The following is a 14,213-nucleotide window of genomic DNA, read 5'->3' on the forward strand; positions in this document are numbered from 1 at the left end:
CGGGTGAGCTGGTGCCGGTCCGCGCATGGATTCATCCGGAATGGGCATTGGTCCGCGCAATCACCTGAGCGCTAAACCTGATTGACGCCGGGAGGAAGACCGGCGGCAGCAACGACATAACACTCCGGGAGGACATGGCCCAATGGCCCAAACACACGACACTCCGCACCAAGATCAAAGCCTGACCTGGACGGCGGCCACGGAGCAGGATCAGGGCTCCCTGAGGCTCCTGCCGATGCTGATCGGTCTTGCGGCGTTCTTTCTGCTTCTGGCGCTGCCCGCGCCCGAGGGCCTGGAACCCGCCGCATGGAGACTCGTCGCGGTTGCGGCGCTCATGGTCATCTGGTGGATCACCGAGGCGATCCCCATCGCCGCAACCTCGATGCTGCCGCTTGCGCTCTTTCCGTTGACGGGGGTCAGCTCAATGAAGGTCGCAGCCGCGCCCTACGCCAGTTCGACGATCTTCCTGTTCATGGGCGGTTTCATGTTGGCCGGCGCCATGGAACGCTGGAACCTGCACCGCCGTATCGCCCTTTCCATCGTGTCGCGAACGGGCGCATGCCCTCACCACATCGTCGGCGGTTTCATGGTCGCGACCGCGTTTCTGTCCATGTGGGTCTCCAACACCGCGACAACGGTGATGATGCTGCCCATCGCCATGTCGGTGATCGGGCTGATGCGGGACGACAGTCGGCAGGGCGAGAGCGGTGCCTTTGCTCTGTCCCTGATGCTCGGCATCGCCTATGCCGCCTCGATTGGAGGCATCGCCACCTTGATCGGCACACCGCCAAACGCCCTTCTCGCCGGCGCAATGCGGGAAACCTATGGATACGATCTCGGCTTCGGGCGCTGGATGCTTATCGGCGTCCCAATCGCTGTCGTCATGCTGGGTCTGTCCTGGCTGTTCCTGACCCGCGTTTCGATCAGGCTGCCGCGCAATGAAGTAAAGGGCGCGCGCGAGATGATACAGACGCAATTTCGCGGCCTGGGCCCGATGACGCGAGCTGAAACTGCGGTCGGCCTCGTTTTTTTGGCGGCTGCTCTGCTCTGGATCTTCCGGACATGGCTTCAGAACTTCGTTCCGGGCCTCGACGACGCCGCCATCGCGATCGGTGCAGCCCTGTTGCTCTTCCTTCTCCCGGCGGGGATCGGACGAGAAAACTCTGGTTCGAGCATTGCGCTCCTGGACTGGACGACGGCTCTGAAACTCCCTTGGGGTGTTCTCTTGCTGTTCGGAGGCGGGCTGAGCCTCGCGGCTGCCGTGGCGCAAACAGGCCTCGACACCTGGATCGGCGGCTTGATCGGTAGCATTGCGAGCGAGCTTCCAATCCTTCTGCTGGTGCTGATCGTTTCGGCGATGATTCTTCTCCTCACGGAAGTCACCTCCAACACGGCAACGGCCGCGACGTTTCTGCCACTCTTGGCAGCTCTTTCGCAGACAATCGGGCAGAACCCTCTCATGCTGGCCGTTCCAGCCGCGATTTCCGCCTCCATGGCGTTCATGCTGCCAGTGGCGACCCCACCGAACGCCCTCGTGTTCTCCTCGGGGCGCGTAACAATTCCGCAGATGGTCCGCCATGGCGGCCTCCACAATATTGCGGCTTTGATGGTTCTCAGCAGCCTGGGCTATCTGCTTCTGACAACTCTCTTTGGTGTGCAGCCGGGCGCGCTTCCCGTGTGGGCTGCGGGACGGTAAGTTCTTGTTATAGAGAGCTGATCCGACACCCATGATTAGTTGGTCGGCGGCTGACCCCGCTCCAGTATTACTCGATCAATGCCACGACACGATGTATTGCCAGCAAGATCTGTGAATAGTCCAACCACCCTTCTTATGCAGTTTGGCGGTGAAGGGTGGCTACCCGGCGGCGCAGGCGGCGGACATCACGGCCTTCAAGGCAACGATCGTGCCGGTCGGCGAGGATCAGGCACCGCTGATCGAGCAGACGAACGAGATCGTGCGGCGCATCAACGCAACCGCAGGCCGCGCCGTGTTGCCCGAGGCGCGGGCGATCATTCCGAAGGCGGGTCGGTTGCCCGGTATCGACGGCAAGGCCAAGATGTCGAAATCCGGTGGCAACGCCATTGCGCTGTCCGCGTCGTCTCAAGAAATCCGAAATGCTGTCAGGGCAATGTTCACCGATCCCAACCATCTGCGTGTCGAAGACCCAGGCTGCGTCGACGGCAATGTCGTCTTCACCTATCTCGACGCCTTCGATCCCGACCAGGACGTGCTTGCCGAGTTGAAGGCGAAGTATCAGCGCGGAGGGCTCGGCGATGGCAAGATCAAGGCGCGTCTGGAAGCTATCCTCCAGGACCTCATTGCCCCAATTCGCGAGCGCAGGGCACACCTCAGCAAAGACCGGAGATACGTTCTTGACGTGATCGAAGAGGGTACGGCACGGGCGCGCGAGCGCACCGAGAAGACAAAGCGCGAGGTGGTTCGTGCCTTGGGTCTGTTCCAGCTCCAGGTGAACAGTAGCAGGCGATCCGGTTGAAGGTCGGTTTCGTCCGCATTGTTGACCTTCGACCCTTGCCCGAGTTCACGAATGCGGCGATCGGCGGCTTCGACGGGCCGCCTTGCAGCATCCTGAGCCGAGGATGAAAGTCGGCTCAGAGCCGTTCGTTCCGACAACATAAATGACCCTTATCCGAGCTCTATCCCCTCCTTTCGAAGCTCCACCTTCACCCGGATCGTGACATGCACTGACACGATCTGCACCGGCGGCAGCGCATCGATATCTATCGACAGGGCATCGTGCTCGATTGTCGACCACCGGTGGCAGGACCGCGTTGGAAGTCCGATGCCAAAATGAACGATCCACGGAGAGTCGATCGAATTGATGCGGGACGCCGGTGGTGAAAGAGAAAAGCGCGGGCCAAGCAGGTATCCCCGACGTGCAAGAGCCGCGATGGCGTCCCCTCCCGGTGTGGCGCGCGCGACACCCAGCGAAGCGATCAGCCAGCGATATCGCTCGACTACCTCGTCTATGGCCTTGCCGCGGATGCAAACCTCCTCGTCGCGCCGCCGGACGGCCTCGACAATCTGTAGCGCCTTGCGCCGGGCGATCTCGAATGCCGCCGCAGACGACTTGCTCGTGGGATGAGACTTGGCGGGGGACAACGAGTTCGTCCCGCGCCGTGCCCGCCCGGGGTAAGGCCCGCCTGCCGGCGTTTGGGTCATGCAAGTCCCCCTGCCGGCACGCGCCGGATCTTTGCTGTCTTGAGAGCCTGCAGGGCCTCAATCGCGCGGTCCAGGGCATTGGCGCAGATCTGGGCGCCGACGACATGCGGCGCGTTCGGGTCGCATTCAACAATGAGATCGCCCTCGCGATAGACCGCCGGCTGGCTGCCGCCCACATAGTTGGCGATCAGGTCCCGCAATGGACGCAGCTCGTCGAAATGGTCGAGCGCGTCCGCCCCTTGCGCCACTGATGTCGCGACGGATCTGGCCAGCTTTGCTGCCTCGGCTCCACCCAAGGCATCCGCGGTGGCAATCAGGATTTCGCCATGATTCCGGAGCCAGCCTTTGAACGCCGCTGCCACGCGCGCCGCCTGGATTTCACCAGGCGTGATGTCATGATGATGCATGTTATCTCCCATGCAGATGATGCGCTGTGGCGCATTCTGCGCCGGACCGGCTGGGCCGGGACTTCTGTCAATTCCAGGTCAGGCGTGTCGGTGGGCAGAGGCCGCCGTCATGGGTCTGACGCACGGCTCTCTCTCATCCCCGGCGATGGGGATGCGAGAGAGCCAGGTTCATCGGACCCTGAGACCAGTCATTTTCCGGTCCCTTTTCAGAAACGCGGGAGACCGGCGCTCAGTCGTGCAGCCGCGCAAGATCCTTCCTGACAGCGGCAACGATGGCAGAGGCCCGGGCCAGGTCGCGCGCCTCCTGGATGAACAGCCGCAACTGAACAACCGACGCGCGGACGGACCGTATCCACTCTCCGTCGCCGGTCAGGCAGCGCCGGGTATAGAAGTCGCCACCTTCATCCCAACACTCTTCGACGCGCTCCTCGGCCTTTGCGGCCGCTGCAAGCGCGGCGGAAAGCTCTGCGAGATCGTCGAGGATGGGGCCGTCGAACAGGGTGTCCCGTATCGGGTCGCGCGATGGCGTGGCCTTATGGATCATTGCCAGAAGGTCCTCGTTGAGACCATCCGGGCGAGACCGCACGGCATCATGGATCTCGCAGATATTCTCGAGGGCAGATTTGATCGCTTTGATCATGGGATCGGCGTGTTTCTCATTCAACATGTCTCTGACGTTCCATTGGTTTCAAAGAATTGACAGATCCAGCGCTCCTGACGCCGCGACGGGGTCGCACCGCCCGCGCTGTTCGCAAACATGCGAGCGCGCCGGGGGACCGCGGGATTTCGGTCGTGCGGGCAGCCTGCGGAAATTCTCCCAACGCATGGAAAACGAAATGACCGGGATCATGACGATGGGCGCCTCGAGGCCTGTGCGAGGGCCATAAGCGTATCCTGATCGTAGAGGAGGGAACTCAGATGCCGGGTGATACGACGCGCACTCTCGTCGACATCACAGGCGCCGTTCGAGAGCGCGGCGATGATCCGATCCAATTGCCATTTGTGGGGTTGTGGTTGCCTGCTGCGGATGCTCTTGGCAAAAGCTCGTGCGGCGCGAACACTGGCGGGATTGCCCAGCCCCAGGCAGAGCTTAAGCATCGTGCTGCATGTCTTGCCGGCCGTTGCACGCGCTTTTCGGACCATCGCGTCCCGAATTGCAGTGCGCGCAGCTGTCGTCGTCTTCATGGGCTGCCCCCTTTGTTGAGCCCGCCGCCCCGTGATGGGGTGGCTTCAGGCGTCAAGGAGGGGGCTGGGAGACCCAGGCTCCGCTGGCGCGGTGATGCGCCAGCGGAAGGGATGAGGGGCGGGACTTCCCCGCCCAGGCCGACTATGGCGTCAGATTCCAGACTCGCCGGACGCGTCGTCGTTTGACGCGGCCTCCGCGGCTGTATCAGGGGGATCCCCAGGCCCTGGTTGATTGAGCAGGTCCAGGCGGATCGTGTGATACGAGCCCCGGTGTTGCCGCCAAGTCTCGACGAGGCCATGGAGGAGCGCACTCTCGCGGTCCGGGTGGATTCCACTCTCCACCAACTCGTCGTACGCATCGAGGAGGCCGCTCGGCAGCTCGAGGGAGATGGAAACAAGCCGCTTTGGCTCTTCGACAGGATCGCTCATTGCGATACCCTTTCCTGAAACAACAGCGTTGCGTGCTCTCGAAAGGGAAAATTGGCCTGTCGGAAAATCACGAAGGAAACTCGGTGGATTTCCGTTCGCTTCGGTTAACGGATCTTTGCGGGCGGATGTTCCGGGCTAACCGGTCTGGTCGCCAGATGACCGTCCGCCCCCGGGCTGTTCGACCAGATCAACCGGCGACATTGCCTGCAACGCATCGAACCAGCTGGTTCGCTCTTCAAGTCGATCCTTCAGGCGGGTATTTTCTGACTTCACGCGGGCAAGCGCGTTCTGGAGTTTTGCAGAAATACGTCGAGGCCGAGTTTGCAAACGGGTGCTTTGAGGAAGAGGAGAGCCAAGATGGCAGTCTTTCAGACTCTCGCATCCTCGCTGCATGATGCCTCAGAAGTGGATCTCAAGGGGGTTGCCGGGATCACAGTTTCGTCGCGCATCTGCCTGGATCCATTCACGGCGAAATCAGCCCGAGTGTGATGGCCACAGCCACCGCCTGCTCCCGGGTCGCACAGCCAAGCTTGCGCCGCGCCGAGATCATGTGTGCGCGAACCGTCGGCTCGGAAATGCCAAGCCGCTCCGCGATCCGGGCGTTGAGATGGCCATTGGCCAGCAAACACAGCACGTCGCGTTCGCGCGCCGTCAGCCTGGGCCGGCGGTCAACAAAGACCTGGGGGTCCTTCCGCTCCATGGGCATAGCTTCGGAAGCGACATGCGGTGCCAGCAGGATCAGAGACCGGAAGGCATCGCTGTGAATGAATGCTTCGTCGCCCCGACCGGCTCCAGCGACCAGAACGCGAACAAGAGACTGTCTGACGTCAGCGCTCGTGGGACATCTGAGTTGATTTCATAACGGAGGGTTTCCGGCTCATCGTAACCGCCAAGGAGTGGAGATGAGACAGAAACCCGGAACAGCAAAGCCGACGGCCGAAGCCGTTGTGAAGGACATCCGCCGGCGCACGCGGAAGCATCATTCGGCCGAGGAGAAGATCCGGATCGTGCTCGAGGGCCTGCGGGGCGAGGAGAGCATTGCCGAACTCTGCCGGCGCGAGGGGATTGCGACGAGCCTCTATTACAGCTGGTCGAAGGAGTTCCTCGAGGCGGGCAAGAAGCGACTGGCCGGCGACACGGCGCGGCAGGCCAGCAGCCCAGAGGTCAAGGACCTGCGCGCCGAGGCCGCCGCGCTCAAGGAAGCCGTCGCGGACCTCACCCTGGAGAACCGCCTGCTCAAAAAAAGCATGCTCGGGGATGGGGGAGACGAGGAATGAGGTATCCCGCATCGGAGAAACTGGAAATCATCCGGCTGGTGGAGCAGTCGCACCTGCCGGCCAAGCGGACCCTCGACATGATCGGGGTCCCGCGCACAACATTCTACCGCTGGTACGATCGCTACTTGGCCCTCGGCGCGGTGGGGCTGGAGGATCGGCCCTCGCGCCCGTCTCGGGTCTGGAACCGCATCCCGGATAAGGTGCGTCGGCAGATCGTCGACCTGGCGCTCGATCAACCCGAGCTCTCGCCACGGGAACTGGCGGTCAGGTTTACGGACAGCCGGCGCTACTTCGTCTCGGAGGCCAGCGTTTACAGGGTTCTGAAGGCGCATGATCTGATCACCAGCCCGGCCTTCACGGTGATCAAGGCGGCAGGCGAGTTCCAGGAGAAGACCACTCGACCGAACCAGCTCTGGCAGACCGACTTCACCTACCTGAAGGTCATCGGCTGGGGCTGGTTCTACCTCTCGACCATCCTCGACGACTACAGCCGCTACGTCATTGCCTGGCGGCTCTGCACGACGATGAAGGCATCGGACGTGACCGCGACGCTGGAAGATGCCCTGGTGGCCTCGGGTTGCGAGCAGGCCAGGGTTGCCCATCGACCCAGGCTGCTGAGCGACAATGGCAGCAGCTACATCTCCGGGGAACTGGCCGACTGGCTTGCCGCCGAGGGCATGGATCATGTCCGTGGAGCGCCCCGACACCCTCAGACCCAGGGCAAGATCGAGCGCTGGCACCAGACCCTGAAGAACCGCATCCTCTTGGAGAACTACTTCCTGCCGGGAGCCCTGGAACAGGCGATCGACGCCTTCATCGACCACTACAATCACCACCGCTACCACGAGAGCCTCGGCAACATCACCCCCGCCGACGTCTACTTCGGCAGATCGGAAACCATCCTCAAACGACGAAAGGAGATCAAGGCCAGGACCTTCGAGACGCGCCGCTTGCTGCACCGCAAGTCAGCGGCCTAAACTGAAGCACCAACGAGCCAGGCCCTCCATTCGAGATCAGGCGCTCGTGTCCCAAATCATCTGACGACGGACATTCCATTAGGCCATGGGATCCTTTTGTTTCAGGATTGACAACCCCGTCTTTTCCTGGAGACCAGTGAGGTTGTGCAGCGTCGCTGTGATGTCTGAAATCTACTTCAGACATCAGTTCTTCGAACATATCATCGCGTTCCCGCGCAGCGGCGGCCAATGCCGCAGCGCGGGCCTGCTGACCAATATACTTCGCGGCCGCTTGCGTTGATTGATGGTCATTGAGCAGCATGGCACCGCGGGTCGCCTTCTCGCCGAGTGCGAAGAGGATATCGTAGGCGATGGTACGCGCAATATGCGCGCCGGTGCCGAATTCTTTCGACCAGACCTGTGAGACGTAGTTCGGAGCCACCTCTGATCCGTTCGGGTGGGCGAAGAGGGGCCACATCATTTGTTCAGCCCGTTCACGCAATGCATCGAGATATTTCGGATCATCATCCTGCAAGAGAACAGCGTCCACAAATTGCTGTGCAGAAGGGTGAATCGAGCCGGGGTATTCCTCGCGCCCCCTGCGGTGCCGGTTCTTTCTGAGCTTGTAGTTTCGAAGCCGATATCGGCCGTCATCCCAGACAATGTCCCGGCCGAATTTCAGTTCGTGCCATTCACGTCGCAAGGGTGTCGTGAGCGGGATGGCAAGGGCCATGGCCCGGTTCCGCTGTTGACACCGTTGCGCCGGATTTGGTCGGTTCGCGGCGTCGGCAAGGACGGCTTCGGCCCGTGGGCGGATAGCGCGCACGTCGATTGCGGCAAGGGCCGCATATTTACTCGAGATCTCGGCGTCGACCTTCTCTCCAAGCTTTTGCAGGAGCTTCCTGACCTCCAAGCACAACGAGTCCGCGTAGTCGCCAGATAGTCGCATATAGTTTTGGATGTCAGAGAAGGTTGCGAGGATCGTGGCGGACGCCAGCCGCTTTCCCCGGTTGGAGATACGCGTGGTCTCGTATTCATGGAATGCTTGCAGACCCGCGAGCGTGAGTTCCGCCGGAAACCCGATGTCGTGCATGTACCAGGCGTATTGGGCGAGTTTCTGGATCATGCGTTTGAAAATGTCGTCCGCGAGACTGATTTCCCCGTCGTCGCGTCGCGCTCTGATGTCCGTGAGCCGTTCCTGCCAGCGGACTGGCAGGTCGGCAAAGGCCAGGGAAATGTCGCGAGCATACTGGCGACGCGGAATGCGCGACGTGCCATTAAAGTCGCGGCAGGCCCTGAGGCTGTCCGCCGCACCGCGAAGGGCGAGCAGCTGCGGAGCTTCGGGCCCCTCGGTCGCCGCCATCGCGCGCGTGGCATCATCGAGCCCATCCAACCCGTCGTTCAGGCGAGCCCAGATCCGGCAATCGACCTCCTTGAGGTTCTCGATACCATTGCTGCGCACGAAAACAACAAGTCCATCGAGAGCGCGGAGCTCCGCGATCGGAAGCTGCAGCAGGACCGAATTGGCCGCGAACGGCCGCCAGTGGGGCCGTGCGAGGATCTCGTGCCGTCCTAACATGCGAGGATCTCCGCGAGCATGTCCTGAGTCTCCTCGAGTTTCTGGCGGCGGTCGAGCCAGGCATAGTGCTTGTCGAGCACCCCAACCGAGCAACCGAGATACGCGGCCGCGCGGCTCCGATTGTCCCAGGACCGGGCAAGCATCAGCGAGGCGAAACCATGCCGAAAGTTATGCGGAAACATCTCCAGCCCGATCTCCGCGCTGCAGTTTCTAAACCATTTGTAGAGCATCGAACCGAGGAGGGCTCGGGGTGACTGTTCCGCGGGAAACAGGAAGGGCGACCGCGGTCGTTCGTTCTCCTCACACCATTCCGGATTGGCGAAATCGAACATCGGACGAATCGTTTTCAGATACCAGTCGAGCACCTCGTAGCCGCAATACTTGTCGTCGCGGATCGGGATCGGCGGCATCTCGACATACTCGCCCTTCATGTCCTTCTTCGGAATGCAAAGTTCGAACCATCGTTCATCCCCCGACTGGCGCCGAAACAGGTTCTGGCCGGTCCCGCCGGACATGGCTGCCAACGCGCTTCCCTTGCGAATGCCGGCGCCGCGAATCTCGAGTGCGGCGAAGGCCGCGCACGTACCTAATCCGCGCACCCTACGCCGGTCATCAAGCGTGAGCGTCTTGTCGGTCGCGAGGATGTCCATCGCCCTATCCTGGTAGAGCGTATGCTGACAGAGGAAGAGGCGTGTCTTCTCGCGGTCCTTGATCAGCCGCTGGCAGAACGCCTGGTTCTTCGGCGCCATCTTCCGACCCGTCTCGCGGCCATCCTGCAGAAACGGGTTTGACTTGAGGCTCTTCGACCATTTGCCTGTGTCGATCCCATTTACCTCGCCGATCCGCGCGATCGTCCCGACGTATTGGGCGGCGGTACGCGCGCTAAACCCTGCTCCGGTTTCGTCCAGATCGATCCAGTGCGTGACAACCGCGCGCCGGATCTCGCACTCGAAGAGGGGCTCGAGAGAAGTCAGCCCCTCCAGATCCACCATGCCGGTATCGGCGGCAGCGCGCGCCAGCGCTACGAAGGCGGCGGTGTAGGACTCTGCCGTATTCTCGTTGAACGCCGCAGTCGTCGTTTGCGATATATCGTCGTACATTCCGTTCGCATACCGTGCCGTGTTTATCAGGGCGTCGATTGCCGCACGCACCGTGTCCGGCACCGGCGTCGCTTTGCCGGGGACCCACATCTCGCCTTGGAAATCCTCGTGCAGATGTTCGCGGACCCGTTCGAGGCTGCTGAGCGAGGCGAGGGACTTCAGCGCGCGAACGGAACGCTCGCGTTCGTGCAGCGGCAGGGCGTCGAGCAGCAGGGGTACCCGGGCAGGCGAAAGGTCGGACGGCTCAAAGCCGTGCGCACGGGCCCGATCAACAAGGGCGCGTATGGAACCAAGCGTCGCCGGGTGAACGGGTCCGTGGTCCTCGGACAATTCCGTCAGCAGGTCGAGAAGCGGTGTCCAGCCGTCGATCTGCGCCCGAAGGGCTTTTCGGGCATCTATTGCGCCGATCGTTGTGCGGATCCGACGCCAGCAGACTTCCCGCCACTTCCTGTAGGCCGCGCGACTTTTCCAGAACTCCCGATCCGCACCCGGGAGCGGACCGCCGCGGATTTTCCTGGGATGGGGGAAATGTACGCAGAACCATTGCTCGAGGTCTCCCTCGAATGTCGAAAGCGGGGCGGCGAAGAAATCCTCGATGCGCCGGAGGCGCTTCTTCTCGCTCTCGTCCACGGTCTGGTCGAGGACGGTCTGCATTGTGATACCTGTGGTGGTGCCGTCCATGGCAACCGGCGCGTGGGCGGCACTTGAAAAAAGCCCCATGGATACTCTCCTACGGATTACTCGATTGACTGGGAAATTGGTTGGTTTGCGTGCGCCGGAAGCGATTCTGTGCGTCGGGGGCGAATTCTCCGGCGATTTAACCACGCCTTATCTGTCCGACAGTTTCGCCTCCGCCGGCTTGGTGTGCACGGAGTCGCCTCTGCGGGATCGCGGGGCGGATCCGGTGCGGTCAGCCTCCGCCGCGATGGACGATACGGACTGGACATGCGTAGCCTGCGAGAACAGGCCGCCCGTGACATTGGCTGCGCAGGACACAGGTTCTTCGCTGTCCGTTTGCACGTCCGGGTCGCTGGAAATCTTGAGGCGGCGCGACACATCCGCGACGATGAACCGACGATTTCCGCCAGACAGGATGTGCGCCGGCAGAGCGGACTTGTTCTCGAGGAGCGTCGCGATGTCTGCCGGGTCGGTATCCAGCTCCATGCTCAGGTCTGATGCGGGAAGGGCGTGCCCCGGGAGGGATGCAAAGTCCTGGAAGAGGTTGCGCGGGCTCGAGACCATCTGATCGACCTGCGCGCGGAGGAAGAGATGACGCTTTGAACCGAACACATAGAGCGGCGGAATTCCCTTTCTGCCCTTTCGACAATCCCTCAGAAGTGTCTCGGCGCCGATGCCCATGCGCTCAGCCACGGTTCCAAGCCGCACCAGCCCTTCCCCGAGCGCCTCCTCTTCCTGCGGACATTCGGGCTGCAAACCGAGAAGGCCGCCGTAGATTCGCGCCGGCGGATACTTGTCGCGCAGCGGAAGGATGCCGAGATCTGCAAGGAAGCCGGCGATCTCGTTGCGCGAGAATGTCGCCCAGCGTGCGAGTTCAGCACGGGTGGCCGGCTGGTCGGCATGAAGGATTGGCATGGTTCAACTCCTGATTTCGCAGGAGATGGGTCCACCTGGCATCGGCCGGAAATGCTGGCGCAGTTGAAGTTCGTTTGCCGGACGGATGGCTATTTCGACAGGTCGATGCGGCCTTCGCGCCAGTCACGGATCCGGTTCAGATGAAGCTGCGCCGATTGCGGTGTCATCTTGTCCTGGCGGCTCTCGACGTCGTCCAATACGCGTTCATCGAACAGTGCGCGCGCGTCCGGGGCATCGCACCTCTCCCAGATGCCGAGATCGCGGGCGCACCGCCAGACGAAATGCATCGCCTCGAGAAGCGGCTTGTCGCAGCCCGCAGCAGCAGTCTCAACCGGCGCCGGGAGCGGGTACACGGCGTTCTTCAGGCGCGTGCCCCGCGGCGGCATCGGTCCGAGCATGATCGGGGGAAGCAGTTCTGTTGCGGCGATGATCTCGTTCGCACCAAGATCGTCGAATCGGGCGATCTTGCGCGCCCAGGTCAGGCGAAGATCGGGACGCAGCCCGCGTTCATGCAGCCAGGCCCATTCGCGGTCTACCTGCCAGGGTTCGAGACCAGCCGGCACGGCAACCCTGGCCAGTTCCTCCACCGGATTGTCGCTTCGCGCGATGCCCGCTGAGACGACGGCCGCCTGCAACTGGCGCCAGCCATCCGACCAGCGCATGTCCAGCCGCTCCGCCAGCCGCGCGAGTTCGGTTCGATACGGTGCCATTTCCTCGGGATGGTCCTGAACGGATTCCGTGAGCTGGCGGCGTATAAGGTCTGCATTCAGAGGTCCATGAAAGCGTGTTCGATCCCGCGAACAGGCGTGGAGCTTGCGCACGGCGACGAGAAGGGCTTTTGTCCCGAGCTTCGTGAAACCGGCTTGAGCGGCATGCTGTTCGAGCATCTGCTCCAAGGACGTCGGCAGCAACGGGTTTCCACGGCGCCTCAGGTCATCCATCTGGCCAATCGGCTCGGGCCGCAAGAGGTTCGGGGCGAAGGGACGAAGTCTGTCGAGCGCAAGACAGCCCTGCCTGATTTTCTGCGCGTCGGCCCGGCGGCCTGCCTCACGTGCGTCGCCGCACCATTGCAGTACAGTCTTTCGCGTGAATTCGCCCGGCGTCAGCGGTTGCGATGCGGATCGCGCGTACCGCCTGAGTGTGGTGATCCCCTTCAACTGTTGTGTCGTCAGCCCTTGTTTCTTCGCCAGGTCGCGGAGGTCGTCCCATGGATCTGTGTGCCCGGCAAATGCGAGAAAGGCCTTGAGCATGCCGCGAAGGTTTCGGCGCGATGATGGCAGAAGGTCGGGAAACAGGACATCGAGATCTGCCACAGCGATGCTTTCGAGGGCTTCATTCATGTCGCCGGAATTCTGCTGGAGGATCTGGCGGAGGACCCCTCGCAAGGTGGTCATGTGTTTCCGGGGCCTCGATCGGGCCGATTGATAGAATTCCAGAATCGTCTCGATGCCGTACGGCAGTGGCGAAGGCGCACTTGCGGAGCGCTTGGCCTTGCCTTCGTCCTTCACGACCTTCTTGCGCGGCTGGTCCGGCCGCAGGATCGACTTGACGCCCAGATCGTCGAGAACCCGGACGGAATCGACTGTGCGAAGGGCGCGCACGAGCGCGCGCAGATAGAGACCGGCCGAAGCCGGCGAGATCCGAGTAGCGGCTTCGGTGTGGAACTTCCTCGCGACATCCGCGGTGAACCCACCTGGTGGCATTGCCTCACCAGCCTGAAGGATCTCGAGATCCAAAGAAATCTCGTAGGCACGCCGCACGTGGGCAAGGTTCAGCTTCGGGTCGCATGCACATGCCTCAGTGAAATATTCCGGAAGTTCGATCCGGATCCGGTCGCCGCCCAGGTAGCGTGGGAAGGGGCCGATCTGTTCGGGGGGCAGCAGTCCGCGTGTCCGGACCACCGGAACTGCCCGAAGACGGTCGAGGTTGGCCACGGTTCTGCGGAGCTGATTTCGTGCCATGCCGCGAAGATCGCGGTCTGCGTCGAGCGCCAATTGCCGCGTGACATCCTTCGGCGACTGGCCAGGGAAGTGACGTCTGAAGACGCATTTTTCGATCGGTCCGATTCCCTCCAGACTCGCGATCTGGCAGAGCAGGATAAAGGGATCCGCCGGCCACAATTCGGCAAGGATGCAGAGACGTTTCATCGCCGAGCGCCATCGACGATAGAAGCCGCGCGTTCCGAAATGCACGAGAAGATTTGCGTCTGGCTCTTGCGGAAACATCGCGTCGAATTCAGCCTCGGACGCCGGAACCGGGCCAGTGTAAAACCCCGCCCCGAGCAGCTTCTCCGCCAGGTCCAGGTGGGCCAGCGCGGACTGCGCGCCGCGCAGCGGAACCGCACCGCTGCGGACGGCGTCTTTGAGATCACTGAAACTGCGCAAATTCGATAAGTATCCTGTCATGCATCAGAATCTGGGAATGCGAGGTGACCTGCCCCCCTTGGGTCCCTCGTTCATAACGAGAGTCTGCGGGTTTGAGATTGGTAGTCTGGGCTGTCTTTCTG

At 62.1% G+C, this 14,213-nt stretch carries 12 protein-coding genes and 1 pseudogene; 3 read left to right on the top strand and 10 right to left on the bottom strand.

The window, feature by feature from the left end:
- Positions 1-142: 142 nt before the first annotated feature.
- Both ACF66B_RS19210 and ACF66B_RS19215 read left to right on the top strand, forming a co-directional pair.
- Entirely contained in the window at positions 143-1,696 is a 1,554-nt protein-coding gene (locus tag ACF66B_RS19210) for a DASS family sodium-coupled anion symporter (protein WP_111432065.1), read from the top strand.
- Between the two features lie 160 nt (positions 1,697-1,856).
- Positions 1,857-2,495: pseudogene (locus tag ACF66B_RS19215) on the top strand (tryptophan--tRNA ligase); the annotation flags it as partial.
- Positions 2,496-2,644: 149 nt separating this feature from the next.
- Here ACF66B_RS19215 and ACF66B_RS19220 read toward each other — a convergent pair.
- From ACF66B_RS19220 to ACF66B_RS19245, 6 genes are all read right to left on the bottom strand, one after another.
- On the bottom strand, positions 2,645-3,181 hold the full coding sequence (locus ACF66B_RS19220; RefSeq protein ID WP_111432064.1) for a hypothetical protein: 537 nt from the start codon (positions 3,179-3,181) through the stop codon (positions 2,645-2,647).
- The gene (locus ACF66B_RS19225) at positions 3,178-3,588 is read right to left on the bottom strand and encodes a hypothetical protein (protein WP_111432063.1); all 411 of its coding nucleotides are present in this window, start codon (positions 3,586-3,588) and stop codon (positions 3,178-3,180) included. Before ACF66B_RS19225 ends, ACF66B_RS19220 begins: the two co-directional genes overlap by 4 nt.
- A gap of 229 nt (positions 3,589-3,817) precedes the next feature.
- Positions 3,818-4,228, bottom strand: a complete 411-nt coding sequence (locus ACF66B_RS19230; protein WP_162683470.1) for a hypothetical protein — start codon at positions 4,226-4,228, stop codon at positions 3,818-3,820.
- Between the two features lie 206 nt (positions 4,229-4,434).
- Complete coding sequence (locus ACF66B_RS19235; RefSeq protein ID WP_162683469.1) at positions 4,435-4,773, bottom strand: hypothetical protein; 339 nt, start codon at positions 4,771-4,773, stop codon at positions 4,435-4,437.
- Positions 4,774-4,923: 150 nt separating this feature from the next.
- On the bottom strand, positions 4,924-5,202 hold the full coding sequence (locus tag ACF66B_RS19240; protein ID WP_111432061.1) for a hypothetical protein: 279 nt from the start codon (positions 5,200-5,202) through the stop codon (positions 4,924-4,926).
- Positions 5,203-5,665: 463 nt separating this feature from the next.
- Positions 5,666-5,902 (bottom strand): response regulator transcription factor, encoded by a 237-nt coding sequence (locus ACF66B_RS19245; protein ID WP_392665079.1) that lies wholly within the window; start codon positions 5,900-5,902, stop codon positions 5,666-5,668.
- Between the two features lie 202 nt (positions 5,903-6,104).
- Here ACF66B_RS19245 and ACF66B_RS19250 point away from each other — a divergent pair.
- Positions 6,105-7,456 (top strand): IS3 family transposase gene (locus ACF66B_RS19250; protein ID WP_392665082.1). Its coding sequence is split into 2 segments (ribosomal slippage): positions 6,105-6,441 and positions 6,441-7,456, totalling 1,353 coding nucleotides; the frame shifts between segments, so codons are not numbered across the junction.
- Here the strand turns inward: ACF66B_RS19250 and ACF66B_RS19255 are convergent.
- The 4 genes from ACF66B_RS19255 to ACF66B_RS19270 all read right to left on the bottom strand — a co-directional run bounded on the left by ACF66B_RS19255 (position 7,401) and on the right by ACF66B_RS19270 (position 14,091).
- Positions 7,401-9,014: a hypothetical protein gene (locus ACF66B_RS19255; RefSeq protein WP_392665084.1), complete on the bottom strand. Its 1,614-nt coding sequence runs from the start codon at positions 9,012-9,014 to the stop codon at positions 7,401-7,403. The genes ACF66B_RS19250 and ACF66B_RS19255 overlap by 56 nt on opposite strands.
- Entirely contained in the window at positions 9,008-10,939 is a 1,932-nt protein-coding gene (locus ACF66B_RS19260; RefSeq protein WP_162683465.1) for a site-specific integrase, read from the bottom strand. Before ACF66B_RS19260 ends, ACF66B_RS19255 begins: the two co-directional genes overlap by 7 nt.
- A 3-nt stretch (positions 10,940-10,942) precedes the next feature.
- A complete protein-coding gene (locus ACF66B_RS19265) occupies positions 10,943-11,707 on the bottom strand; it encodes a hypothetical protein (protein ID WP_111432049.1) in 765 nt (254 codons plus the stop codon).
- A gap of 89 nt (positions 11,708-11,796) precedes the next feature.
- Positions 11,797-14,091 (bottom strand): hypothetical protein, encoded by a 2,295-nt coding sequence (locus ACF66B_RS19270; protein WP_111432048.1) that lies wholly within the window; start codon positions 14,089-14,091, stop codon positions 11,797-11,799.
- Positions 14,092-14,213: the final 122 nt, after the last annotated feature.

This window comes from Amaricoccus sp. B4 (genome assembly GCF_043226085.1).
Taxonomy (GTDB): domain Bacteria; phylum Pseudomonadota; class Alphaproteobacteria; order Rhodobacterales; family Rhodobacteraceae; genus Amaricoccus.